23 protein-coding genes and 2 pseudogenes are annotated in these 26,558 nt (G+C 34.0%); 16 read left to right on the forward strand and 9 right to left on the reverse strand.

All coding sequences use genetic code 11. The annotated features are described in order from the left end of the window. Positions 1-92 precede the first annotated feature (92 nt). Positions 93-1,052 carry an IS5 family transposase gene (locus OPR58_RS05760; RefSeq protein ID WP_265022205.1) on the forward strand — a complete coding sequence of 320 codons (960 nt, stop codon included), beginning with the start codon at positions 93-95 and terminating at the stop codon, positions 1,050-1,052. Here OPR58_RS05760 and OPR58_RS05765 read toward each other — a convergent pair. Continuing rightward, the gene (locus tag OPR58_RS05765) at positions 1,036-1,740 is read right to left on the reverse strand and encodes a hypothetical protein (protein ID WP_265022207.1); all 705 of its coding nucleotides are present in this window, start codon (positions 1,738-1,740) and stop codon (positions 1,036-1,038) included. The genes OPR58_RS05760 and OPR58_RS05765 overlap by 17 nt on opposite strands. 119 nt (positions 1,741-1,859) lie before the next feature. Here OPR58_RS05765 and glpX point away from each other — a divergent pair, with 119 nt between their 5' ends. The 3 genes from glpX to OPR58_RS05780 all read left to right on the forward strand — a co-directional run bounded on the left by glpX (position 1,860) and on the right by OPR58_RS05780 (position 4,118). Continuing rightward, complete coding sequence (gene glpX / locus OPR58_RS05770) at positions 1,860-2,783, forward strand: class II fructose-bisphosphatase (RefSeq protein WP_265023171.1); 924 nt, start codon at positions 1,860-1,862, stop codon at positions 2,781-2,783. A gap of 143 nt (positions 2,784-2,926) precedes the next feature. Then, positions 2,927-3,742, forward strand: a complete 816-nt coding sequence (locus tag OPR58_RS05775) for a hypothetical protein (protein WP_265022208.1) — start codon at positions 2,927-2,929, stop codon at positions 3,740-3,742. Positions 3,743-3,752: 10 nt separating this feature from the next. Beyond that, a complete protein-coding gene (locus OPR58_RS05780; RefSeq protein ID WP_265022209.1) occupies positions 3,753-4,118 on the forward strand; it encodes a hypothetical protein in 366 nt (121 codons plus the stop codon). 29 nt (positions 4,119-4,147) lie between these two features. Here the strand turns inward: OPR58_RS05780 and OPR58_RS05785 are convergent, their stop codons facing one another. Next, positions 4,148-5,107, reverse strand: a complete 960-nt coding sequence (locus OPR58_RS05785) for an IS5 family transposase (RefSeq protein ID WP_265022205.1) — start codon at positions 5,105-5,107, stop codon at positions 4,148-4,150. Between the two features lie 143 nt (positions 5,108-5,250). Between OPR58_RS05785 and OPR58_RS05790 the strand changes: the two genes are divergently transcribed. Continuing rightward, positions 5,251-5,502, forward strand: a complete 252-nt coding sequence (locus OPR58_RS05790) for a hypothetical protein (protein WP_265022210.1) — start codon at positions 5,251-5,253, stop codon at positions 5,500-5,502. 5 nt (positions 5,503-5,507) lie between these two features. Here OPR58_RS05790 and ychF read toward each other — a convergent pair whose 3' ends face one another. Then, positions 5,508-6,602, reverse strand: coding sequence for a redox-regulated ATPase YchF (gene ychF, locus OPR58_RS05795; RefSeq protein WP_010406370.1), 1,095 nt, complete (start codon positions 6,600-6,602; stop codon positions 5,508-5,510). 118 nt (positions 6,603-6,720) lie between these two features. Between ychF and OPR58_RS05800 the strand changes: the two genes are divergently transcribed. Beyond that, on the forward strand, positions 6,721-7,902 hold the full coding sequence (locus tag OPR58_RS05800) for a hypothetical protein (protein WP_265022211.1): 1,182 nt from the start codon (positions 6,721-6,723) through the stop codon (positions 7,900-7,902). A gap of 256 nt (positions 7,903-8,158) precedes the next feature. Here the strand turns inward: OPR58_RS05800 and OPR58_RS05805 are convergent. The 4 genes and pseudogenes from OPR58_RS05805 to OPR58_RS05820 all read right to left on the reverse strand — a co-directional run. Continuing rightward, a pseudogene (locus OPR58_RS05805) lies at positions 8,159-8,384 on the reverse strand (transposase); the annotation flags it as partial. Between the two features lie 44 nt (positions 8,385-8,428). Beyond that, on the reverse strand, positions 8,429-9,388 hold the full coding sequence (locus OPR58_RS05810) for an IS5 family transposase (RefSeq protein ID WP_265022212.1): 960 nt from the start codon (positions 9,386-9,388) through the stop codon (positions 8,429-8,431). A 78-nt stretch (positions 9,389-9,466) separates the two neighbouring features. Continuing rightward, positions 9,467-10,261 (reverse strand): UDP-glucose dehydrogenase family protein, encoded by a 795-nt coding sequence (locus OPR58_RS05815; RefSeq protein WP_265022213.1) that lies wholly within the window; start codon positions 10,259-10,261, stop codon positions 9,467-9,469. A 47-nt stretch (positions 10,262-10,308) separates the two neighbouring features. Continuing rightward, the gene (locus OPR58_RS05820) at positions 10,309-11,208 is read right to left on the reverse strand and encodes a DMT family transporter (RefSeq protein WP_265022214.1); all 900 of its coding nucleotides are present in this window, start codon (positions 11,206-11,208) and stop codon (positions 10,309-10,311) included. Between the two features lie 408 nt (positions 11,209-11,616). Here OPR58_RS05820 and OPR58_RS05825 point away from each other — a divergent pair, with 408 nt between their 5' ends. The 4 genes from OPR58_RS05825 (at position 11,617) to radA (ending at position 19,009) form a co-directional block, all read left to right on the forward strand. Beyond that, complete coding sequence (locus tag OPR58_RS05825; protein WP_182183394.1) at positions 11,617-13,089, forward strand: hypothetical protein; 1,473 nt, start codon at positions 11,617-11,619, stop codon at positions 13,087-13,089. 8 nt (positions 13,090-13,097) lie between these two features. Continuing rightward, positions 13,098-15,188 (forward strand): PD-(D/E)XK nuclease domain-containing protein, encoded by a 2,091-nt coding sequence (locus OPR58_RS05830; protein ID WP_265022215.1) that lies wholly within the window; start codon positions 13,098-13,100, stop codon positions 15,186-15,188. A 1,139-nt stretch (positions 15,189-16,327) separates the two neighbouring features. Beyond that, the gene (locus tag OPR58_RS05835) at positions 16,328-17,599 is read left to right on the forward strand and encodes an MFS transporter (protein WP_265022216.1); all 1,272 of its coding nucleotides are present in this window, start codon (positions 16,328-16,330) and stop codon (positions 17,597-17,599) included. Between the two features lie 66 nt (positions 17,600-17,665). Then, positions 17,666-19,009 carry a DNA repair protein RadA gene (radA, locus tag OPR58_RS05840; RefSeq protein WP_052264751.1) on the forward strand — a complete coding sequence of 448 codons (1,344 nt, stop codon included), beginning with the start codon at positions 17,666-17,668 and terminating at the stop codon, positions 19,007-19,009. Positions 19,010-19,793: 784 nt separating this feature from the next. Here radA and ftsY read toward each other — a convergent pair. Beyond that, a complete protein-coding gene (gene ftsY / locus OPR58_RS05845; RefSeq protein WP_265022217.1) occupies positions 19,794-20,705 on the reverse strand; it encodes a signal recognition particle-docking protein FtsY in 912 nt (303 codons plus the stop codon). Positions 20,706-20,882: 177 nt separating this feature from the next. Between ftsY and iscU the strand changes: the two genes are divergently transcribed. Genes iscU through OPR58_RS05865 form a run of 4 tightly spaced genes read left to right on the forward strand, consistent with a single transcriptional unit; the run spans position 20,883 to position 23,988 of the window. Beyond that, positions 20,883-21,266, forward strand: a complete 384-nt coding sequence (gene iscU / locus OPR58_RS05850; RefSeq protein WP_265022218.1) for a Fe-S cluster assembly scaffold IscU — start codon at positions 20,883-20,885, stop codon at positions 21,264-21,266. Between the two features lie 5 nt (positions 21,267-21,271). Beyond that, on the forward strand, positions 21,272-21,658 hold the full coding sequence (locus tag OPR58_RS05855) for a HesB/IscA family protein (RefSeq protein ID WP_006012614.1): 387 nt from the start codon (positions 21,272-21,274) through the stop codon (positions 21,656-21,658). Next, positions 21,651-22,109, forward strand: a complete 459-nt coding sequence (locus OPR58_RS05860) for an iron-sulfur cluster co-chaperone HscB C-terminal domain-containing protein (RefSeq protein WP_265022219.1) — start codon at positions 21,651-21,653, stop codon at positions 22,107-22,109. Before OPR58_RS05855 ends, OPR58_RS05860 begins: the two co-directional genes overlap by 8 nt. Beyond that, positions 22,087-23,988 carry an Hsp70 family protein gene (locus OPR58_RS05865; RefSeq protein ID WP_265022220.1) on the forward strand — a complete coding sequence of 634 codons (1,902 nt, stop codon included), beginning with the start codon at positions 22,087-22,089 and terminating at the stop codon, positions 23,986-23,988. The genes OPR58_RS05860 and OPR58_RS05865 overlap by 23 nt, the downstream gene beginning before the upstream one ends. 3 nt (positions 23,989-23,991) lie before the next feature. Here OPR58_RS05865 and lepB read toward each other — a convergent pair whose 3' ends face one another. Continuing rightward, positions 23,992-24,777, reverse strand: a complete 786-nt coding sequence (gene lepB / locus OPR58_RS05870) for a signal peptidase I (protein ID WP_265022221.1) — start codon at positions 24,775-24,777, stop codon at positions 23,992-23,994. A gap of 232 nt (positions 24,778-25,009) precedes the next feature. Between lepB and OPR58_RS05875 the strand changes: the two genes are divergently transcribed. Then, positions 25,010-25,954, forward strand: a complete 945-nt coding sequence (locus OPR58_RS05875; protein ID WP_265022222.1) for an IS110 family RNA-guided transposase — start codon at positions 25,010-25,012, stop codon at positions 25,952-25,954. A gap of 217 nt (positions 25,955-26,171) precedes the next feature. Beyond that, a pseudogene (locus OPR58_RS05880) lies at positions 26,172-26,513 on the forward strand (hypothetical protein); the annotation flags it as partial. Between the last annotated feature and the right edge of the window lie 45 nt (positions 26,514-26,558).

Here is a 26,558-nt window from a genome sequence, read left to right on the forward strand (position 1 = left end):
CTAGTGTTGGTTGAGGTTATTGTAAGGAGAAAAGCTTATGGTTACTAACGCATTTTGTTGTAAAATAGGCATTTTTCAAACAAGTATAACTTATGCCACAAAAAATGAGAGTAAGTAACCAAAGAGAATATAATGAGTTTCTAAAAAAAAGAGGAAATGTTTTTCATTTTGTTAATCAAGCCATAGAAAATTGGTATGAAAATAGTTCAAAAGTTGCAGGTGGCAATAACACTTATAGTGATAAAGTTGTAATTTTAATACACATAATAGTTCATCTTTTTAGAATTGGCTTGAGACAAGCTGTAGGTTTTGTAAAAGGTTATATGGTACAAATAGGCAAAAAACTTAAGATTATCAGCTATACACAAGCTTCCAGAAGATTTAAAAAGCTTAATTTGAAGATTGATGACCATAGAAGCAATAAAGATGATCTGGAAAATGTTGAAATTGCCGTAGATAGCACTAGAGTTAGTATCTACAATAATAACGGTGGGCATAGTAAGCTTAATATTCGAAAAAGAAAATACAGTGGTTATGGTCAAGTAAGAAAATTACATGTTATTTTAAACATAAATGATAAGAAAGCAATAAGCATGAACTACACTAGTGGTGTTGCTGTAGACTATTTGCCGGTCTGCGATATGTTAGAAGAAGTCAGTGATAAATATAACATTTGTTCTATTCGAGCAGATGCGGCTTATGATATAAAAAGTGTGTATAAAGAATGCAGAAAATACAATATTGTGCCTATTATTCGCCCTAGGAAGGATACTAAAATTTGTTTAGCTGACTACTTATCAGAAAGAAACAAGTATATTAGTAGAATTAGGTCATATGAGAATTATGAAGATGGTATTAATGAATGGAAGAAAAAAGTTAAGTATGGAGCACGGTCTTATATTGAAGTCTTTTTCTATAGGTTGAAGCAAATATTTGGGTTTGGCTTGAAAAATAAATCAGAGGTAAATCGTGAAAAAGAGCTGTTAATTAAGTGCTACTTACTGAACAAATTTACTGATATTGGTATGGCTAAATTTAAATTAGCTGCGTAAGTTCATTGTGATTTACATGCCTATCAGTGCTATGCAACAAAGCCAGTGATAATTTCCCTTCTTCAATTATTTTTAGAAGATTTCTTATACCATCTTCTGGTATACCTGTCATGTACTTTAAAAGTAACTTAACTTTTGGTAGGTCGCCATCTACAGAGGCATTACTCAAAGCCTGAACTTTCTCTTCTCCAGTAAATCTTTTGTTATTCAAGAGTATCTTCATAACTTCAGTGCTCTCATTGTGAGGAGCTGTGTTAAGAACCTCTAGTATTTTCGTATGATCTATGTAATCTAAAAATATCTCAAACTCTTGAACTTTACCTTCATTAACGGCGGTCAACAAAGCATTCGATTTTCTTTCTTGATCAAATTTATCGCTATCCAAAAATATCTTTATAACGTTAGGTTTTTCACCTGACACAGCGTAATCTAATACAGTTTTAGAAGTAGTATCTCCAATATCAATTTTAATATTTGACTTTGCGAGCAATTCAACAATTTTTAGAAATGTATCATAATCATTTAAAATACTGCTTTTCCCTGAGCGGAGAATATCCATAAACAAATCACAAATCTTTGCATCTGTTGGCCCACTTTGTTTTAGCTTCTCACCAAATTCCTGAGCAGCTATATTAGGATTATCAGTTACAAATTTCTTTACATCTTCATAAGTTAAATTACCGATCATATTCAAATCTTACTATTATTGCTATACGCTTATTATATCAACTTTTTCATTATTCAGTCAAGTAATCTTGCAGTATCAAATGGCATGATATATATTGATTTATGATTCTCGAGCAAATGATAGAAGATTTAGCCTATAAGTTAGTGAAAGTAACCGAAGCTGCAGCACTTGCTGCATATAAATTGGCAGGCCTTGGTAATGAAAAAAAGGCCGATCAGGTTGCAGTTGATGCAATGCGTACGGTGCTAAACTCAATGGAAATAAATGGTACAATTGTGATTGGGGAAGGGGAGAGGGACGAAGCACCGATGCTATATATCGGAGAAAAAGTTGGCACAGGAAGTGGCCCTGAGATTGACATCGCTGTTGATCCACTTGAAGGCACTACGATTTGCGCTCATTATAAACAAGGGGCAATGTCTGTTCTTGCTGCAACAAAAAAAGGTAATTTTTTACATGCACCTGATGTTTATATGGAAAAGATAGCAGTGGGAAAAAATCTCCCAGAGGGTGTAGTCTCACTAAAAAATAGGATTGAGAAGAATCTGGACAATTTAGCCAAGGCAAAAGGATGTAAAGCAAGTGATCTTATAGTAACTGTACTTAAACGTGAAAGACATGATGAATTAATAGCAAAAATTAGGAAGCTAGGAGCAAAAGTGAAATTAATAGATGATGGTGATGTTGCAGCCATAGTTTCGCTAATAAATGGCAATCACGATATGTATATCGGCACAGGAGGAGCTCCAGAAGGAGTGCTTGCAGCATCAGCGCTAAGCTCAATCGGTGGGCAGATAGAAGGAAGATTAATATTTGACACGGATCAATTAAAAGAAAGAGCAAAAAATTTGAATATCACTGACCCAGAAAAAATCTACACCGTGAAAGACATGGCAAGAAGTAAATCAGTGTTCATTGCAACTGGAGTAACAAATGGAGAGTTTGTGGATGGAGTAAAGTTTGGCCAAGATATTTGTCTGACTAATTCATTAATAATATTGCCTGGTAAAGTAATAAAAATACAAACAAAATCAATATCTTAAACATTTGTCATATGCTGATTATAAAATTTTTATAGAAGGAAGATACTTATAATTGTCTTAAAAAAATGAATTTACATATTAATTTTAGCTTTACAACATTTGGCATTAAGTTATAGTTAAATAGTAATACTAAGAGGTGCTTAATGTTTAGTTCACTAACTAATTTTTTTACTAATACGTCTAAAAAGAAAAGTTCTCAATCTGAAGAAAATAATCATTCTTTCTCTAACAGCACAGAAAGTTTATTAGTCCAATCTACTAAAAAAAATCCTCAACTTGATGATCAAAGTAGAACTGACGTGTCTCCCCAAACAAATCTTCAATTTAGTGAGGATGATGTAAAAAACGTGCTCCAAGACTTCGAAAAATTGGATTTTAAGAACAGTAATGAGTGTTTTAACGAAATAGCAGAAGATTATGAAAGGAGGAAAAAAAGTGACCTTTTTAACTACGTAATATTGAATAAGCGAAAATACATAACAGATATATTAGATCAGAGGCTTGCCCACAAAGATCAAGAAAATTTTAGGAAGAAATTTAGTGAATATCTTCTTAAAATAAATGAGAAAATGAATTATGGGAAAGAATTTCAAAATAAACTTCAATTTTTTGAAGATAGGGTAGAAGAAGTATTATCAGATTTTAGAAAATTGAATTTTGGCCTTAAGGATAATTTGTGTAAAGATGATAAGGATAACGTAAATTATAATAAAGGCTGGCCTGCAGATCCATTTGACAAAATAGCGAATTATTATCGATGGAATAAGAACATTTTCCTTTTTAATTATGTAGTATTAAGTAAGCAAAAAGAAATAATAAGTATATTGAATGAAAAGTCTATTCCTGAAGACAAGCGAAAGAATTTTAAAAAGAGGTTGGGTAGATATCTTCTTCGAGTCGAAGAAGGGATGAGTAACGGACAGGAATTTCTCAAAACTGATAGTGCATGCCTTTTTTGATGGATGTTATGTGCCATGCGCATATGCAAAACGTTCTCTTAATCATTATGATCATCTTAGTATTAATATTTCTAAGCCTGGGTGTAGCTTAGAAATCAGCCGTCTTTTCACTGACAAAATTGAAGGGATGGAAAGAAATAAAAATGAGGTAAAGATAGTAGAAATATACAGTAACGATAAAAGAATAGCAACGGTTGAGAAGAATGATAATGGAAAAAGAAATTACCGCTTTGCAAAAGATGCAACATGCGATATGAAAATTAGGTGGAGTGCAGAAGATGAGAAAGGTAATTCTGTTAACTGCTTTATTAGTTTAAATGTAAATCCTAGTGAAATTGAGATTGGTCAGGCAACTATTAATGGCTTTGTTGCATAGCACTGATAGGCATGTAAATCACAATGAACTTACGCAGCTAATTTAAATTTAGCCATACCAATATCAGTAAATTTGTTCAGTAAGTAGCACTTAATTAACAGCTCTTTTTCACGATTTACCTCTGATTTATTTTTCAAGCCAAACCCAAATATTTGCTTCAACCTATAGAAAAAGACTTCAATATAAGACCGTGCTCCATACTTAACTTTTTTCTTCCATTCATTAATACCATCTTCATAATTCTCATATGACCTAATTCTACTAATATACTTGTTTCTTTCTGATAAGTAGTCAGCTAAACAAATTTTAGTATCCTTCCTAGGGCGAATAATAGGCACAATATTGTATTTTCTGCATTCTTTATACACACTTTTTATATCATAAGCCGCATCTGCTCGAATAGAACAAATGTTATATTTATCACTGACTTCTTCTAACATATCGCAGACCGGCAAATAGTCTACAGCAACACCACTAGTGTAGTTCATGCTTATTGCTTTCTTATCATTTATGTTTAAAATAACATGTAATTTTCTTACTTGACCATAACCACTGTATTTTCTTTTTCGAATATTAAGCTTACTATGCCCACCGTTATTATTGTAGATACTAACTCTAGTGCTATCTACGGCAATTTCAACATTTTCCAGATCATCTTTATTGCTTCTATGGTCATCAATCTTCAAATTAAGCTTTTTAAATCTTCTGGAAGCTTGTGTATAGCTGATAATCTTAAGTTTTTTGCCTATTTGTACCATATAACCTTTTACAAAACCTACAGCTTGTCTCAAGCCAATTCTAAAAAGATGAACTATTATGTGTATTAAAATTACAACTTTATCACTATAAGTGTTATTGCCACCTGCAACTTTTGAACTATTTTCATACCAATTTTCTATGGCTTGATTAACAAAATGAAAAACATTTCCTCTTTTTTTTAGAAACTCATTATATTCTCTTTGGTTACTTACTCTCATTTTTTGTGGCATAAGTTATACTTGTTTGAAAAATGCCTATTTTACAACAAAATGCGTTAGTAACCATAAGCTTTTCTCCTTACAATAACCTCAACCAACACTAGCTATGCAACAAAGCCAATATTAATGGTAAAGATGTTGAACTAGACGAAATTTTGAAATTAGCTGAGCAAAGCGAAGATGTGCTTATAGAAGGTAAAGCTTTACATGAATTTTTAGAAGGATATCTGGAGCAAGATGTACAATCACAGGAAGAGATAATAAAGAGATGTGATGAAACTCCTGGAACTAAACTTGATAATCTGGAGATAGGGCAGTTCTCTTTCTCTCCTTTATCTGAAGAGGAGATAGAGGAAGAAGAGAGAAGAGAATATAAAAATTCACGGGCTGCATCAGGAAGGTGCTAGACTAATTAGACATTAAACCTAAAGTGCATTATATCGCCATCTTGCACGATATAATCTCTGCCTTCGAAGCGAATTTTCCCTGCATCTTTGCAAGCTAATTCGCTTCCATATTTTATATAGTCTTCAAAGCTTATGGTTTCTGCTTTTATAAAGCCCTTTTCAAAATCAGTGTGAATTACACCTGCTGCTTTGTCAGCTGTTGATCCTATCTTTATTGGCCATGCACGTGCTTCTTTGGGGCCCACAGTAAAAAAAGTTATCATACTTAGCACTTCATACATAATACGTGCTACTCCATCAAGTCCTGATTCTTGTAAGCCAAATTCTGATAAAAAATTCTGTTTTTCCTCTTCACTATCAAGATTTGCAATATCTGCTTCAAGTTTCGCTGAAATACAATAAAATTTGCTTTTATTTTCTTCCGCCATTTTTTCCACCCTTTTAGATAGTTCATTACCAGTTATGATATTCGTATCTTCAACATTGCATACATACATAACAGGCTTTGTTGTTAGCAATTGAAGCAACTTCATCTCATCTTCATCGATATTCTCCAAGCTTCTTGCCGGTTTACCTAATTTTAAAGTAGCTAATACCTCTTGCATTAATTCAAGTTGTCTCTTTAGCTCTTTATCACCTTGCTTTGCTTTCTTTTCCAATTGAGGAAGCCTTTTTTCTATGCTATCAATATCAGCTAGAATTAACTCCATTTCCACTATTTCAGCATCTGATATTGGATCTATTTTACTGTTTACATGGCTGATATCGTCATCCGTAAAGCACCTGAGCAGATGAACAATGGCATCAACTTCTCTGATATGACTCAAAAATTTATTTCCTAGTCCTTCACCCTTGCTCGCACCCTTAACCAAGCCGGCAATATCGACAACTTCCAGTTGATTGTAGATTATTTTCCCCGAGTGAGCAATCGAGGCAATTTGTTTCAAACGCTGATCTCGTATTGGCACTTTGCCAACATTTGGCTCGATTGTGCAAAAAGGATAATTTGCAGCTTCAGCTGCACTTGACTCTGTAAGTGCATTAAATAAAGTTGATTTTCCTATATTTGGTAACCCAACTATACCACAGTTAAAGCTCATATTTGCTATTTAAAGCCCTAATTATTGCATAATTAAAAAATTTTTGCTATACCTAATTAGTTACTTATTAATAAGTTAGTTAATATAATAACATATAGCTTGAATTAAGGTAGAAATTATGGTTGGGCTTAGAAAACGGAAATTACCAAATGGTTTTGACAGTATTGAAAATGCTAAAGGACGCAAGACTTCAGAGAGTAATGTAGAAAAAGAACCTTCTAATAACCAAGTAGTTAAATATGATACTGCAGGTGATGGCAATTGCTTTTTTCATGCAGTGTTTGGTGATAACAGTTCTGGTACATATAAAGCTGAAAGAGCGCAAGATATGAGAATGGAATGGAACAAATTTTTAAGTCGATTTACGTCTTTAGATGATCTAAGTATGCCAGCTCCTTTAAAGGATCAGCTAGAAAAGGTTTTTAATATGTTTTTTAATAAGCCAGGGGATTTAACTGGCAAGTCTGATAAAATAAAGGGTCTGGTTAAGCAAACAAATAGGAAAATTGAAAATGCTGAAGGTAATGTGAAGAGGTTAGTAGGTAGAGCTGTTAGCAAATTTAATATATCGCATAATCAAGCTGTGCTTAATCTAAGTGAATATGCAGAGGCTCTTGATGGCATTGGTGAGAGTGACTATAATGCCGAATATAAAAGTGATTTTATTACACGCTCATTTCTTGACAAACCTGAACTCTATCAATCCTATCTAGAAGCAATAGAAAGTAAAAGTTATTTTCCTTTTATTGAAGAAATTCAATTATTAGCTTCTTTAGCTAACATTGAAATTAATGTCCATTGTAAAGTTAGCGGCAGAGAGAAACAACAAAAGTTTGAACCAAATCCTGAAATGATAAACAATGATCAACTAAATCAGATGTTTAATCGTGAGAGTTATAAATTAAATGACGAGTTATGGGGTAGTAAAGAGAGAGAAACAATATATCTTGAAGGAAATCATTACTCTAGGGCTAAAATTGTAACTCAAGAGTTAATAAAACAGCAGCAGGAGCAAGAAGACTTTCTATTAGCAAAACAACTTCAGATAGATGAAATTTTGGAATATTGTGATCTTTTAAAGGATATCTCTGAGAGAGTAGAGATTGAGAGGGAGTTTGATGAGTTATTGGCAAAAAATGCTGATGGAAAAATTGGTGATGTTATAGGGCAGTGCATTAATGATGTACAGCAACGTATAAAATGCCTTGAGGAGCCAGTCTTATCAAGAAGGTGCAGTGTGGAAGAAGCACGTGTAGAAAAAACATTTTATCAACAACAAGTACCACAACCTGTAAGATAAGTCTTCATAGTCTATATACTTCTATAGGGGGGGCATTCTATAATAAAAGCCATGCTCATTTTAACCACTGCTTAATAAGAATAAAGTCTTAGCAAAACAAACACAAGAACAATAGGATTTCTTGCTTGCAAAGCAACTCCAAGATCGGGAGGAAAAAGACTTTTTCCTTGCAAGGCAACTTCAAGAGCAACCCTCACGCACAATCTCTTAACCCAAATGGAGGAAGTATAGCCCTTCCCATAATAGTCCAAAAAGGTCATAAGAAAGAAGAATCGACAGCATGACGAAAAGATTTGAATAAAGGAATGTTTTTCCTGGTTCTGTTTTTTATAGCAAACCAATAATGTTCAATTTTGTTAAAATCTGGAGAATATGGAGGAAGATATAAAATTTCTGCACCAACTCCTTTAGCAAATCTTATTAGACTTATGAAAAGTAGCATTATCAAGGATAACAGTTTGTCCAGGTTCCAAAATCGGTGTGGCTTTGTTGCATAGCACTGATAGGCATGTAAATCACAATGAACTTACGCAGCTAATTTAAATTTAGCCATACCAATATCAGTAAATTTGTTCAGTAAGTAGCACTTAATTAACAGCTCTTTTTCACGATTTACCTCTGATTTATTTTTCAAGCCAAACCCAAATATTTGCTTCAACCTATAGAAAAAGACTTCAATATAAGACCGTGCTCCATACTTAACTTTTTTCTTCCATTCATTAATACCATCTTCATAATTCTCATATGACCTAATTCTACTAATATACTTGTTTCTTTCTGATAAGTAGTCAGCTAAACAAATTTTAGTATCCTTCCTAGGGCGAATAATAGGCACAATATTGTATTTTCTGCATTCTTTATACACACTTTTTATATCATAAGCCGCATCTGCTCGAATAGAACAAATGTTATATTTATCACTGACTTCTTCTAACATATCGCAGACCGGCAAATAGTCTACAGCAACACCACTAGTGTAGTTCATGCTTATTGCTTTCTTATCATTTATGTTTAAAATAACATGTAATTTTCTTACTTGACCATAACCACTGTATTTTCTTTTTCGAATATTAAGCTTACTATGCCCACCGTTATTATTGTAGATACTAACTCTAGTGCTATCTACGGCAATTTCAACATTTTCCAGATCATCTTTATTGCTTCTATGGTCATCAATCTTCAAATTAAGCTTTTTAAATCTTCTGGAAGCTTGTGTATAGCTGATAATCTTAAGTTTTTTGCCTATTTGTACCATATAACCTTTTACAAAACCTACAGCTTGTCTCAAGCCAATTCTAAAAAGATGAACTATTATGTGTATTAAAATTACAACTTTATCACTATAAGTGTTATTGCCACCTGCAACTTTTGGACTATTTTCATACCAATTTTCTATGGCTTGATTAACAAAATGAAAAACATTTCCTCTTTTTTTTAGAAACTCATTATATTCTCTTTGGTTACTTACTCTCATTTTTTGTGGCATAAGTTATACTTGTTTGAAAAATGCCTATTTTACAACAAAATGCGTTAGTAACCATAAGCTTTTCTCCTTACAATAACCTCAACCAACACTAGCTATGCAACAAAGCCATCCTGGACCAGCTTTGAGAAATTCCTTACCTATTCTATGGTCCATTCCCATACTGTTAGCTAAAAGGTCAATGTCTGCTCCTAATAGCTCACATAAACCTGCCATCTCATTGATAAAAGCAACCTTTGTTGCTAGAAAAGCATTAGAAGCATATTTAATCATTTCAGCAGTAACTGTATCAGTGACTATTAACGGAATATTCTTATCTATAAATGATCTATATATAACTTCTAGTTTTGCTCTAGCTAGCTTAGTTTTTACTCCTATTATTATCCTATCTGGGTATAAAAAATCTGATACTGCAGAGCCTTGCTTGAGAAACTCTGGATTAACCCCCAAATCAAAGTTATAGCCCTTATTAGATAAATAATTATATATATTTTCTGCAGTACCAGGAGGAACAGTTGACTTTATCACTATTAAGCAATCTTGATTAACTCTCTCAGAAACTTCACTTACTGCATTATATACATTCTGTAAATTTGCATTTCCTAGGGAGTCTGATGGAGTATCTACAGTTATAAATACTACTTCTGTATTGGGATTTATTTGAAAATACGAATCGAAAAATCTTATCCTTTGTGACTTTATATTATTCTCTAAATAATCTGCTAATCCAGGTTCATATAGAGGAATTTTCCCTGATTTCAAAAGTTCAATCTTCTCAGTATTTATGTCAATGCAATCAACTTTATGGCCCTGCTCAGATAACATTGTACCAGATACTAATCCTACATACCCTACTCCTATAATAGTTATGTGCATTTTATTATCACCTTAAAAATATAGCTTAGCATCTAAAATAAATACCATTAACAATTATAAACTTTTGTTGTTACATTATTTTTCTTAATTGCCTTACCTTCCGAATAAGCTATAAATAAGGTTGATGGTATTAATATCAAAGTACCATATAAAGCACTTTTATCAGGTAATTCATTAAATATAACGTATGTTACTATTGCAGAAATTATTAGCTCTATGTATCTATACGGTGCAAGTGCAGTAGCATCAGTAAGAGCAAAAGCTTTTAACATGAAGAACAGAATTAGGTTTGAACTTATTCCTAAAATCAGCAGTAATATTAATTCTGACAAGGAAGGCATATGCCAATAAAATAACAAAGGTGGAGTAGAAAAAATAGTTGTCGTTAGAGTTGAATAAAATAACATACTTATTACTGACTCTTTTATTACAAGTTTCTTATTAAGTATATCTAATATAGCAAAGATCAATGCAGATACAATAAAAATAAGAATTTTAGGATTAAAATCTTCACTATGAGCTTTGGTAGCAATAGCAATACCAACAAAACCAATAATAGTTACTATCCATCTTTGCCAAATTATATTTTCCTTTAGTAAAGGGATTGCAAGAAGTATAACAAATAATGGTATAGAAAAACTTATAATCGTTGCAGTTACTATGGGGAAAGTAGTCAATCCATAGGTCCATAAGACCATTCCACAAAACAAAAGTGCACCTCTAGTTATTTGAATAGATATTTGACTTGTTTTAAAAGCTTCTATTCCATAGTAAAACATAAAAGGTACAAGGGTAATAGTGGTAAACAGAAAGCGGAAAAAAGTTATTTCAAAACTCTGAAGATGTAAACTTAGATATTTTGATATAGTATCATTAGCTACACTACTAAGTAAGCTAAGTATAAACCAGATAACCCCAAACAAATAAGCTCTCAATCTGTAATCCATAAAGCTTTTGATTTAATAGATACGATGTACTCATATAATTTTACTACAAAACTAATAATATAAAAGTTTTCTGATGTACGTCCCCAGAATGTGATCGTAAGGGTCCATTATAAATAATTCGGGAAATTTCGTCTCTGTAGACATATTAAGAGCTATGTAACGAACGTTTGTATTTGTGAGTAATAGTAAGGCTCAAGGTAAGGAAAATGCTAGTGAGGTAAAGTAGAATAACGTTGATTTGATAATTTAAGCTCATTCCCTCTTGCTACATCTCTCTTTAATATCTCCTCTTTTGCAGCAGGTCTATAATTACTGCTTAAATTTAGGTGCACACTAATTTTTCGATTTATATATTATTCTAATGCTTGTATAATACCTTCATTGAATATTTGATTTTGAGGTAATTAGATGCCAAAAAGTAAAACTAAACGTGGAACGGAAGATTTGAAGGGTAATGCAGGCCCAAGCAAAAGATCTCGTCTCAGTTCTGATCCTAAAAAAAATAAAGAGATTATCTCTAGCAAAGTAATAAGTAAGCTGAAGGATGTTGTTAAAGGTGATAGAACTTCAGCTATTGAGGAATGGGTCAAGGCTCACCCTGTAACAGTAGAGGGTCTAACCGTTGAGCAATCGGACCTCTTATGTAATGCGTTTCGTGATGAATCTTGTTGGTCAGGTGCGACACTAGATGTTGCTAAATTGGTAGGAGAATTAGCTAAATCAGGTGTGTTGAATCCATTTGCTATATATAAAATAGCATGTATTGAGTGTGTAGAGAGTGAAATTAAGCAATTATTTGACAAGGCGTTAGAGTCTTTTAGATCTGACTTATCTCATAAAGGTGCATGTGAGGAAGATAGGAATTTAGCTTGCAGTGATAAGCTTGCAAGAGTTGAATTGTTAAGTTCCATGGGAAGACGTGATCCTGTTTTCAATTTCTGGATTGATCAAGAATCAGGTAACCTTAGAGAAAATATAGAAGCAGAAGATGGATTTAATAAGGCTGTAGATTTCAAGTGGAGTAAGGGAGTGGAACACTTCTATAATCGTCTGTGTTCTGAAGAAAAATTAGTGAAAGAAGAGAGAGAAAAATTGCTAGTTTCTGCTATTGCAAAATTATCTCCATTGCAATCTAGCTATAAACTTGCTTCTACCTTAAATTCCCTTCTAGGTAAAGTCATAAGCGCAAAAGTAGATCATAAGTCACTACTTGGGCTACCGAATAAGAAAGATAGGGGTGTGATCTATCGTCCTCTTAGTTACTTAGTAGAGCACGGTTTTCTTTGCACAACTAAGTATGTTATCCAGTACTTGAGCGAGGGATGTTCAAGATCTGAAGTAGAGAAAATGCTTTCACCTAGAGGATATGCACATCTTCTCTCATCGCTTTCATTTGTTGTAGTTTCTAAAGATTATGACTTGGATAACAGGAATGAAGCAAGGTCAGCTATTAGCAGTCTTTGGGAATCTAGTGTATTTAACCAAAATAAAATAAATGTTGTCGATCCTTTTAAAGATAGGATTGCTTTTGTTGCAATGGAAAATGCAATTTCAAATTTGATTGTAGATCAGGAGAACAGCAAGGATACTCAAAGTGCTGGCGATGGTGAAAAAGTTGATTTGGTCTTGAGTATTTTAAAGTTTGCTAAAGATTGTTGTTCAGACAAAAGCTTTAAATCATTAAAAGAGAGGATAGCAAATAGTTTAGATAAAACAAGGAATTCTAAGATGATAGATGCAACTAGCTCCTGCAATTTAATAGAAGAGTTGTGTAAGTCAGCGAGAAATTTGAATTTATTCTCTGCTAGCACTGAAGGTCCTCAATCTACGTTAGTGGGTACTAATGTTAGTATTTCGCCTGCTGCAGTTGTTAACAAATAGGAGTATTTATGCATGGTAATAATGAAGATCGTGAATTAGTTAGGGCTTTATTAAGTGGAGGTTGTGATGAGTTTAGTAGACAATTTGTAGGTTTTTTAAACAACTGTCCATCTTTTTTGCATTCGTCTAATAAGCCTGGCTTTTTTCCTACATTCTTTTTTGGTATGTTTTCTACTGCACATGATGCAGGTATATTAGTTGAAGATGAAAGAGTCTATTTTCGTTTTGACAATTATGGAAATCTAAAAGTTGCTGTTCTCACTAATAAAGAAAATAGAAGAATAGTCAGGTGTTATACTGTTGCTGATAATGAGAACAGCCCTGGGTCAAGGTTTAGTGCAGAAGAGAAGCAGCAGGTAGAAGAGAATCTTCCACAAGAATTACAGGAAGATGAGGATCTGGATTGGGAAGAGTATAAAATATTTCGGTTTGGAGAAGAATGTAGGTTTATTCATGAAATAGATAGATTTCCTCAACGTGATGAACCTGGAGCTCCAATTTTTCATGAAATTAACCCAATCAGAGAACAAGGTGAATTGTTAGACCTGATGAGTGAGTTGGCAAATGATGATACAGGAGAAGTGCGTACTAATGTTAAAAGAATTTTGGAATATGTTATTGATATCCATGATGAACATGAAGATAGCTTAGTGTTTCGTGCAGAGTCTGATTACCACGGTTTTCTGTGTGGGTTTTTAGTAAATTTTAGATACCGAGCTGTGGCTGATTTCTACCCAGAGCTACTTATAGGAAAAGGTTATGCAGATGTTGTTTTGCTTGTTCGTGGTGTTGATCAGACAAATGATTCGGTTCCAATTATAATTGAGTTGAAGGTTGGTGATGAGGAAGGATTAGAGCAAGCTAAAGATTATGCTAAAAGTTGTTCTGTTTTGTCTTTGCCTATTCATACCTCATCACCAAGTGCTGTTTGTGTAGCGTTAAATTTTCAATTACGTGGAGGTGCTGGTCTCCGAACTTCTGTGCAGGCCTTTTCAGAAGGTGGTCTTTCCTTAATACCGGGTTTACTACATCCTCATGGAAATGGAGTTAGGGGAAATGTAAAACGTTTTTTACAACCCATAGCATCAGAGTTCACTCAATCGCCTCATTGTAACACTTTTTCCTGTACGTCATCGTTTGTTTTTGGAAATGTTTTATCTACAAGGAGGGACTTAGAAACAAATGATGGGCGGGAGGTAAGGGTTACCAAGTATCTATTTAACCACTCTCAGGGAGAGAAAATGAAACGTACAGGTGGTAGGGGAGATGCAGCAGATATTGTAAGCCATGCGTTAACTTTAGCTCTATTTTTATCAAATATTGGTTTTGTTGTGCTTCACATTTTTCGTCGTTTAAAGTGGCAGACTTTACCAGACAAGGCATTGAACCTGTCGTTACTGCCTCAAGCCACAGATGATGCTAAGGTGCGTCAAGTACTTTGTGAAGTAGATGTCCAGGGTCATCTGGAAGTGGCTTCTGCAAAGAAATTCGAATCACTACGTGCTTACTCACGTTCTCATAGTGAAGGTTATTTCGAGGGAAGGTTTTCAGAACAAATGGGTAATGTTAGGAATTTACATCAACTTGCAGATCAGTTGATGAGTGCTGAGCCTAATTTTGGTAATGATGGTAATGTTAATGGTGAGTACAGGGCTAGGTATGAAGTTTTATTTAATGAGATTTCTCGTCTGTTGTCTCCGTTATTAAATGGAAACCGTCTACTCGTGAACAATGAAGCTAAATTTCAGGCTTTGTTGCGTGGGATATTTCAAAGTTGCGATAATCCTGCCAAGGTAATTATTGAGTTCCAGCTACAGAGAGGAAGGAAAATAGACCTAGTATTATCAAAATCTGCGGAAAATGATGATACTCATCCAATTGGAATAGAGTTGAAGTATGCTAACACCGCAGAACAAGTTGAACGAAAAAGGGTGGAGGCAAATCGACAGTTAAGTGAATACGAATTTTGTGGAGGATGCAAGCGTATTACTGGGGGAGATGCGATGGTTTTGTTATACGCTATATTAAATGCTGTAGGACAAGAGCAGGATCTGATATTGATTGGTGGGCTTCGTAGAGCATCTGGGTTTTCTAGATGACTTGTAACTAATAAAAGTACCAAAGATAAGGTTGTTTATGGGTAAAATTATGCATTAAGCTAGAGTACGTTTGAGTAAGGTTGGAGAAAAAGCAAGGTCTTTGAGCAAGAAAATTTGATTTATGTTTTCTTAAGTTAAAGTTAACCTGATGAAGTTTGTATAATTTATTGTTGGAGTTTTTTTTGTTCTATTTTTACTGTAAGTTCAATCTGCTCTATCTTTGGTCTTTTTTTCTTAGTTTTGCGGCAAGTCTAATATTTTTACTACTTAATGGAATAACTTGCAGAAAGTGGAGATATAATGCTAAGGCAGAGGAGCTCAGACAGTTATCTTAAACAATAAAGAAATACTAAAGGCAAAAGATACGCTTGCGTAGTTCGAAAGCTTTCTATAGGATAAGCCTCACCTGATTTACAAATAGAATTGTTATGTTAGATGTTTGCTATTTATTCTTAAGCTCATTTTAACAGCATTTTGCTTTTTTTAGTATGTAGGGGTTTTCTAGGAATTATTCTACTGAATTCTATGATATTATTTTTTGTAACATTGTTATACATATCATAAGGATAACGCTATACTATTTATCTTCGTCTGTGGAGATTAAACGACAAAAGCATAACGCAGTTGTCGTCTTATTTTTAATTTTTTGCACTATGTGCATCTTATTTCTTTACAAAACTTCCAGTTTTTTAACCATATAAGCTGAAACGGGCTGTTTAAGACAGGCCAATTTTCAGGATTAGAGCTAGCTAATAGGGGGTTTCTTTTGTCTTTTTTCTACTTGGTAAATTTCTTGATATTTGTAGCTAAAGTAATTTAAGAGAGGTGTCATCCCAGTGCTCCGACACTGGGATCCAGTTAAATTTACGAGTATAAAAGTAATCAACGTTTCTGATGATGGAAAAATGGATCCCAGTGTCGGAGCACTGGGATGACAAGAAAAGGAGTACTGGAATGACAAGAAGGACATTCCACCATGTCATTCCAGCGGATGACCAGATTTTTTTATTTGATCCCAGACTGGCTGGTTATGCAAGTTCCAATTTTAATAATATTTACATATAAGCCATACGCTTGAGTTGCAAAGTTCTAAAAAGCAGCCAAAATAAAAATAAGTAGACATTTACAAATTAAACTAAGTGTACAATCAACAAACAAGAGTATTGATTGCAACAATACTCTGTAGAATCGCAATATGGTATGACCATATGCTCTTTATTGATCTGGTTAATATAATTAGTAGAGAATTTTGTTATGCAAAAGATATCTACTACAGCATATTGCAATTGTTTGGAATTGCAGGACTGGGTGCAATGGTAAGACCACTTGGTGCATCTGTATTTGGTCACATTGGTGATAGGTATGGAAGGAGAATGGCGTTAACGATTGCTATCTTGCTAATATCGATTCCTTCTAGTCTCGTTGCGTTTATTCCAAGTTATAGTAAAATAGGAATAACCTCTACTATGTTGCTTCTTACAATCCATCTGATACAAGGGGTTGCACTTGGCGCTGAGCAAGGAGGTAGCTCTGTTTATCTCATAGAGCATTTACCTAATAAGAAAAAACTAGGAATGTTTTTTGGAATAATAAGTTTTGGTCGCTCCATTGGCATATTGCTCTCTGTGGTTGCAGTGATCATCTGTAAAAAAACCACTGATTTTAACGCTTGGGGTTGGAGGCTGCCGTTTATTTTTTCAGCCATTTTAGGATTAATAAGCGCATATAGTATATATACACTAGGAGAAACTCCAGTGTATGAAAAAAATCGAGAACAAAGAAATTTACCTAATTTACCAATAATAGAGCTTACAAAACGCTATAAAAGAGCCCTGATACTTGCCATTTTAATATCTGTACCTGTTAATGTTGCTGTTGGATTTACCATATTTCTTAGAACAATTGCAAAAGAAATAGTGTCTGTTGAAACTTATGTAACAACGTATGTCAACGAAGTTGTACTCATTATAACCAGTATATTAATGCCGATATCTTCAATAGTGCTTGGAATTTTAGCTGATAAAACAGGAAGAGAACGCACTGCAATCTTATTTATAGTGATAACAATGGTATTATGTTGTCCTATGTTATCTATTGCATATTACTATAAAAGCTATCTTATAATCATGTTGAGTGTTATGGCTCTTTCTATAATCGAGAGGGGTATTAATCCTATAGGGATAGTTACTGCTGAGCTTTTTCCTACTAATGTTAGATTTAGTGGTGTGAGTTTATCACGTAACATTTCTTATGCCCTGCATGGTGGATTTACTCCTATGATATGCACTGGGTTTACTATAATGTTTCCTAAAATAGACTTTGCTGCTGGGCTTTATGTAATTTTTTGCTTATTAGTCAGCTTAGTAGCAATATTGCAAATAAAACCACAAGATAAAAAGTGTGATTGGTAATTTTCTCTATTTAAATTTATTTCACTTATTTAGCTAATTTTTATTACAATTATAATTTTGGCTTTTATGAAAACTGCATACGTATGTCAATTCTGCGGTCATAGCACTGGAAGGTGGGTAGGAAGGTGTATTGCATGTGACAGTTGGGATACGGTTGTCGAAGAAATAGTACTAAAAACAGAAACGAGAAGTACATCTGCACCAATTTCAATAAAAGCGTTATCAGATAGTGAAATTATTACCCCCGATCGTTTTTTAACAGGAATAGAAGAGTTAGATAGAGTTTTTGGTGGAGGTATCGTTCAAGGTGCTAGCATTTTAATTGGTGGTGAACCTGGAATTGGAAAATCTACTCTTTTGCTTAGGATTGCAGCTAATGTTGTACAACTTTCCTCTTTTGAATGTCTTTATGTATCTGGCGAGGAATCTTTAGAGCAAGTGAGCCTCAGAGCAAAGCGTCTTAAGATAAATGAACCTAAAATTAAGCTTTTATCTACAGTATCTTTAACTGATGTAGTAGCAACAATAAGGAAAAATAAAAGTATTAAGTTCTTGATAATTGATTCTATACAAACTATGTATGATAGCAAAGTCACATCAGCACCAGGAACTGTAACTCAAGTCCGTACCTGCGCTCATGAATTGACTGTTCTTGCAAAGCAATATGGTGTTTCTCTCTTAATAGTTGGCCATATAACGAAAGATGGACAAATAGCGGGACCTAAAACCCTGGAGCATATGGTAGATACAGTACTATATTTTGAGGGTGAAAATAGTAATCAATATCGCATTTTACGTACTATTAAAAATAGATTTGGCCCTGCAAATGAAATTGGTGTTTTTGAGATGTCTAAAGCAGGACTCATGCCTGTTGATAATCCATCATCATTATTCTTGACCGTACATGATAGAGAAGTAGTTGGCAGCGCCGTATTTGCAGGAGTTGAAGGCTCAAGACCAATCTTAATGGAAGTGCAAGCATTAATAGCAAGGACTAATATGGCAACTCCAAGAAGAGCAGTAGTTGGTTGGGATATTAATAGATTAGCTATGATAATCGCGGTTCTAAGTGCTCGTTGTAAAATGTTTTTGCATGATAAAGAAGTATACCTAAACATTGCAGGAGGACTCAAAATACAGGAACCATCAGCTGATCTTGCTGTTGCTGCTTCCCTTATTTCAAGTTTAGTAAATTTACCGCTACCAACTTCTTCAATAATCTGCGGTGAAGTTGCACTTTCAGGAGAAATTAGGAATGTTTCGCATGCTGATCTCAGGCTAAGGGAAGCACAAAAATTAGGATTTAAAAAAGCGATTATGCCTAAAAATGGCAATTATTCTTCTCATGATATTGAGATAATTAAGCTTGGTCATATAAAAGAGTTAAAAGAGATCTTCAATCACAGTTAAATATTATCTGCATGAACATTTTGCTTGTGGGAAGGATGTTATCCCAGCTTCCATAATGTCATCTGAGTAGGTGACACTGGCTTCTTTTTTTACTGTTTTTACTGTAATTAAAAATTCATTGGATCTTGATTATATATTTCCTCTGCTATAAGCAATAATTTTTTGCTCTCATCAAAGAGACTTTTTGCTCTAGCTGCTAATTTCTCACTAATTTGTGGTAGACATTGTCATAATATACTCCTTAAATTTTTAAAATATATTTATGTTGGTATACAAGTATCAATATTACATTAATATAATAACTTTTTAGGCATGAGTGACAAGCTGAAGTGGTTTTTAATTACTCAAAAAACAGAAACGTTTCTATTTCCTACACTTTCTAAAACCATAGGTACCAGTTGGTTTTTAGCTAAAGTAAAGGTCAAGTATCTGGAATTCTGGACATAAAATCCTCCTGTGTAAAAAAGAGTTAGAAAAAAATGCAGTGCACATACGACAGATATACACTGAAGAATACATTCTTTAATAAGTTTGATTAAAAAGTCTGCAGACTAAAGATAGATTTTGAGCTCTTAAAATATCTCTATTTGTAATTATAATGAGATTGAAAATATGCGGAAGTAATTTTTATACGTTAACGGCTCACCCAACCCACTTGCAATCTGGATCCCAGACTGGGATGACAAGAAAAGGCTACTCAAATAGGAAGTACTGGAATGATAACATCTAAAAACGGCTTCTCATGATAATTAAGCTTGGTCATATGAGAAAATTAAAGAGATCTTCAATCACATTTAAACAGCGCTTCAGCAAACTCTTTGCCAGTAAATTCCCTCAGGTCTTCTATACTTTCACCAATTCCTATAGCGTGTAATTTCACCTTATAAGCTTCTGCAAGCCCAATCACTACTCCACCTTTGGCAGTACCATCTAGCTTTGTTACAATTAACCCGGTAACACCAACCATTTTACTAAAGGCCTCTAATTGGCTATAAGCATTTTGGCCAGTAGTTGCATCAAGAACTAAAATAACATCATGAGGAGCAGTATCATCCAATTTCTTTATCGTTCTATGTATTTTTGACAGCTCTTGCATGAGATTTACATTGTTTTGTAGCCTTCCCGCTGTATCAATTAAAACAACATCAACGCTATCTTTTATCGCTTGATTTACAGCTCTATATGCCACACTTGCAGAATCGCTACCGTGCTCTCCAGTAACAATAGAGCAATCAGAACGTTCTGCCCAAATATTTAATTGCTCACTCGCAGCAGCTCTGAATGTGTCGCACGCAACAAGCATAACGGATTTTCCTTTTTCCTTATATTTATAGGCAAGTTTACCTATAGTTGTAGTTTTTCCATTACCATTCACTCCGCATACCATTATTATGTGTGGTTTTTTATTCAAAATGAGCGGCTGCACAACAGGGTTTAATATTGTTTCTATTTCGCTCATTAACTGCTGTGTGATAATGTTATGTTCAACTTTTGATTCAAATTTGATACTTGCGAGCTTATCAATAAGCAATCTAGAAGTTTTATGACCTATATCCATGCTAATCAGCAGCTCTTCCAGATCATCTAAAAGCGACTGATCTAATTTTTTTTTGCCAGAAAAAATATTTTTTACTCCATCACTAAAACGGGAGGAGGTTTTTAATAGTCCTTGATAAAGATTACTGAATAAACTCAAGAAATACTCCTTTCAAAATTACCATATAAAGAATGACATGCACTATATGTATTTGTAAAGTAAATACACTCGTAACTCATATATTTTGTGAGTAAAATGTACCGCTTGCTAGTGTATTTTACTTTAGTTTTTAATCTAAATATGTTATAATGTAAGTAATGGTTTACAGGTAGTTTTATGAGTTATAATGAGAAAGTTTTAGATCATTATGAAAATCCAAGGAATGTTGGTTCTTTAGATAAAAATGATCCAAATGTTGGTACTGGCTTGGTGGGTGCACCATCGTGTGGTGATGTAATGAAATTGCAGATAAAGGTCAATGACAAAGGTGTTATTGAAGACGCAAAATTTAAAACTTTTGGTTGTGGTTCTGCTATAGCTTCAAGTTCTTTGCTTACAGAAATGATCAAAGGAAAAACTATTGAGGATGTAACAAAGATAAAGAATACTCAAATAGTGGAAGAATTGTCTTTGCCGCCAGTAAAGATACACTGTTCAGTACTTGCTGAGGATGCTATAAAAGCTGCTATTCATGATTATCAAAATAAACAAAAACATTGAGGAATATGAGTGAATTTCAAGGAGTAAATTCTGTTAAAAAACCTATCACTCTAACTGCAAATGCAGTAGAGAGGGTAAGGTTTTTATTGGACAAAAAGAAGCATGCTAACCTTGAAGAAGCAATAGGAATAAGAGTTCTAATTAAGCAAAAAGGATGCTCTGGTTTAAAATATGATATTGAATATGCATATGATGTTCGTCCTTTGGAGTCGGTAATTGAAGAAAGCTGCAGTGATGATCAAAAAGTCAAGGTGCTGATCGATCCAAAATCTATCATGTTTATCCTTGGCTCTGAAATGGATTATGTAGAGGAAAAATTCTCATCAGGTTTTATTTTCAAAAATCCTAATGAGAAAGGAAAATGTGGTTGTGGAGAGAGTTTTCATGTCTAGCAACCATTTCACATTATTTGGAATTGAACCGGCTTTTAACATCAGCTTTGATGAGCTGGAGAAAAAATATATTGAGCTAAGCAAAACTGATATAAATGAAAGAGAGTCCAAAAATATGGAAAGTATCAACAAAGCTTATCAGGTACTGAAGTCACCGCTAAAGCGTGCCGAACATTTGTTGGATCTTTTTGACGTACAAAGCAAAAAAGAGCATCTTGATCCTGAAATATTAAATGAATCAATGGAAATAAGAGAATACTTTCTAGACTGCGATGATTTACAATTTGCAAGTAGGATGATTGATGAAAAGGTAAAAGATTGTACTAAAAACCTAATTAATGCTTTTGCTACAAAAAATTTTGATGAAGCTGCTACGCAAGTTTTTAGATTGAGATATTTATATAAGTCATTTGAGGAGATAAAGGAAAATGCGGCCAGTTCAAATTTCTGAACCAAATTCAAATGAGGTAGTTTTTGGTATAGATCTTGGAACTACTAACTCTTTAATTGCCATGGTAAATAAAGCTGGCAATGTAGAAATATTTAAAGATGAACAAGAACGTGAGTTACTGCCTTCCGTCATTTCATATGAAAATGATGTACTAAAAGTAGGCTACGATGTTAGCAAGAATGCTATCTGCTCTGTAAAACGCTTAATGGGTAAAAGTGTTAAAGACTTGCATAAAGAAAATATCAGTTGTGAAATAGACAACGAAAGTGAAAAAATCATTAGAGTAAAATGCTCAGAGGAAAAGTATCTTACTCCTATTGAAATCTCTGCTGAGATATTAAAAGCTCTATGTGAGAGGGTAAAAAAATTCACAGGTATGAAAGTTAACAAAGCAGTGATTACTGTACCAGCTTATTTTGATGATTCAGCACGTAACGCAACCAAATATGCAGCAAAATTAGCTGGCATAGATGTTCTTCGCCTCATTAATGAACCAACCGCTGCAGCACTTTCTTACTCCATTGAAAAGAACAATAACAGTGGCATATATGCAGTTTATGACCTCGGTGGTGGAACATTTGACATTTCAATATTAAAATTACATCAAGGAGTGTTTCAAGTTCTTGCAGTTGGTGGTGATACTAAACTTGGCGGTGATGATTTTGATCATCTACTTAGTTTAATCGTGCTTAAAAAGTATAGAGAACAGGTAGGTTTAAATAAAAAATGCTCTAGTGTCATCCCAGTGCTCCGACACTGGGATCCAGAAAGTTTGATTGCAAGTGAACACACCAGAAAGTTATATAATAAGAACTGGATTCCAGTGTCAAGCACTGGAATGACACCATCTGATACAACTACCTACAAATTACAACATTCATACACTAAAACTGGTATCTGCAATATACGTGCTATAAAAGAGTACCTAAGTGAAGATACCTCTGGCACTTTTGAATTCAGCATCAATGGTGAATTATTTAAGTGCAAAATTACCAAAGAAGAATTCGAGCAAGCAATCAGTCCTTTGGTTAATAAGACTATAAATATAGTTACTCGTACTATAAGCAACATAGATCTTAAAATCGATGATATAAAAGGGGTAATTTTAGTTGGTGGCGCAACTAGAGTGCCATTAGTGCAAAATTCACTAATCAAACTCTTTGGCAATAAAGTGCTGAATGATGTGGATCCGGACAAAGCAGTTGCCAATGGGGCAGCTTTGCAGGCTCATTATTTAACTTCAAACTCAAAAGATAGGAATATTCTCCTTGATGTGCTGCCTTTATCACTTGGCATAGAAACTATGGGGGGAATAGTTGAAAAAATTATACCAAGAAATACACCACTACCAGTTTCAGAAATAAAAGAGTTTACAACTTACGCTAACGGGCAAACAGCAATGAAAATTCACGTTTGTCAAGGAGAACGTGAAATGATAAAAGATAATAAATCTCTAGCACGATTTGAACTCAAAGGTATACCACAATTGCCTGCAGGTTCTGCACAAGTTGAAATAGGATTTACAGTTAGCATTGATGGAATATTGACTGTCACTGCAAGAGAAAAAACTACTGGAGTCGAACAGACAGTTGAAATAAATTCAAGCTCTGGCTTAAGTGAAGAAGATATTCAAGATATGGTCAATCAGTCAGTAAGTAACTTTGATGAAGACATGAAGGCTCGTTCCCTTGCAGAGGCTAAAATTAACGGTAACAAGCTCATACATCTAGTTGAAAATGTTTCCACTGAGCAAAAGTTAAAAATTTTACTACAGAACGCAAAAGACGCTTTACAGGAAAATGACTTAGACAACATTAATAATGCTATCTCTGAGTTAGAAAACTCTGCTTTAGAATTATGCGAATCAGCAGACAGATAGAGTTCATAAAACTTTGTGAAGTACCCTGTCAAATCTCAGAGCAATAGGTAACCTAAAATCAAACGGCAACCAATCAACTTTGCCTAATTTAAACGATAAACCAACCATGCTTACGCGCCCAACTATATTTTCAGTTGGTATTAACCCAATTTCAGAAAACCTGCTATCAAAAGAATTATTTCTATTGTCTCCCATAACAAAAAATTGATCATCAGGCACATAATAAACTGGAGTATTGTATGATAACTTATTAGAAAGATTATCTATTAGAATTTCATGCTCCTTGCCGCTCGGGAGTGTTTCGATGTATCTTGCTATATTACGCTTTGACTCATAATCAAAAAAATTTTCAATTTGTCTTCGCTTTACTTTCTGATCATTTAAATATAACTCCCCCTCTATCATTTGCACTTTATCGCCAGGTATTCCTATTACCCGCTTAACAAATCTAATGCTGTCATTTCTTGTAGGCTTGAAAACTATTATATCACCACGCTCCGGAGGGGTATAAAAGATTCTACCGCTAAAGATGTTTGGAGGAAATGGAAAAGAGTGTTTACTATAACCATATGAATATTTACTAGTAAAAATATAATCTCCCTCAAGTAGAGTGCTTTTCATTGAACCAGAAGGAATATGAAATGGCTCAAATAAAAAACTACGTATTGATAGCGCAATTAGTAGCAAAAAAAACAGTGAAGATAAAAACTTTCTCGTTCTTGCTATCCGGTTCTCTCTCAATTCTTTCAATTTTATTTTCTTTATAAATTTAAGCTTATCATAACACATAAAAGTTGTAAGTTAAAAATGTGATATAAAAGAGATAAGAGGGAAAGATAACCCTACTCACTATAGGAATAGGGCTATCACGGGCGTGTGCGACCGAATGAAAGTTGGTATTACAACCGTAGCCATCAAGGTAAACTAGCCCCATCTCTCGATACGTTTGAATAGTTGCATGGGACATATGTATGCACCCGTTTACAATCTTAAATTAATTAAACTATCGAGGTTATTTATTATGATTACATCTTATCAAAATTTCATTGGCATTGATATCGGAAAATTTAAAAATGTTGCTGCAGCTTATAACCAAAGGAGCGCTATCAAGTTTGACAATGATGCTACTGGTTGGCAACAGTTGTTTCAAAAATTTTCAGATATCCTACCTAATTCTCTAGTAACTTTAGAAAACACTGGAAAATATGAGCTTGGCTTAGCACATTTTCTTGTTGATAAGAATGTTGCTGTACATCGAGCTAATACTCGTAAAGTAAAAAGTTTTATCATATCACATGGAACTTTAGCAAAGACAGATCAATCAGATGCAAGAGCCCTTGCTCAATATGGTTTTGAACGCTATAGTGCTCTATCTCTATTTGTGCCTATGTCAAAAGAACAAACCGCCTTAGTTGCACTCTGTCAACGTCGTGATGACATTACACAAATGAGAACTCAAGAGAAATGTAGGCTTGCAGCACCTGAAAACGACTATATAAAGGAAAGTTGCCAAAAAACAATAGACTTTTTTACCAGTCAGATAAATGAGTTCAACGATGCCATACAAAGAATTATTGATAAAAATCCAGAGTTACAAAAGCGTCAAAAGATCTTGAGAACAGTGCCAGGAATAGGTCTCAAGTTATCACAAGTTTTTGTGTGTCTAATGCCAGAACTTGGCCACCTAAACAAAAAAGAAGTTGCAAGTCTTGCTGGAGTTGCTCCACATCCAAAAGAAAGCGGTAAAACTATTGGTTACCGAAGGATAACAGGTGGTAGGAGCAATGTTCGTGCAAAGCTTTTCACAGCTGCTATGGCTGCTGCAAGATCTAAATCTGCACTTGGTGCTTTTTATTCTGATCTTATTGGTAGAGGTAAAAAGAAGATGGTAGCTATAACAGCTCTAATGCGAAAAATCATAGTAATTGCCAATGCAAGACTTAAAGAAGCAATTAATATGAAATAAAAAATCTGTATAGAAAATAGGTTAACGAATATGTGCGTCTACACACATTTAAAGCACATATTCGTTAACCATAAAATCTAAGCAGTGCTTGCTGTTTGATATAAATTTCTTTCTGTATAAACTAGGGTTTTTGTTGCCAAAATACATTTTTCAATTGAATAAAAATACAAAATTATCAACAAATGAGACTAAATTCAAAAAATTTTAAAAAACATAGTTGATGGCTATGTACTGCACTGGTGGAATCAGATGCGAGAAATCTACAGCATATATGAAAAGCCTTGGATTTAACGATGTTTATCACCTTAAAGGCGGTATTCTTTCCTACCTTGAAAAAACTGGTAATAAAAGTGGTAATTGGGAAGGCGAGTGTTTTGTTTTTGATGATAGAATTGCTGTTGATCACTCACTCGCCCCAAGTGATAAAATAAAATGCATATTCTGCTCAAGTAAAGTTTCAACTGATGAGCTGAAATCAGTTCCACGTGGCCAAGTGGTTTGCTCTGATTGTAAATCTTTAAGTATTGAAAGAAAGCTAGAATTCAATACGAACCTCTAAGAACATCTGCTTATTGCACACTTACTAACCTCAATTTTATCAAGA

Origin of the sequence: Wolbachia endosymbiont (group B) of Ischnura elegans (assembly GCF_947251585.1) — a bacterium.
Classification (GTDB): Bacteria; Pseudomonadota; Alphaproteobacteria; order Rickettsiales; family Anaplasmataceae; genus Wolbachia.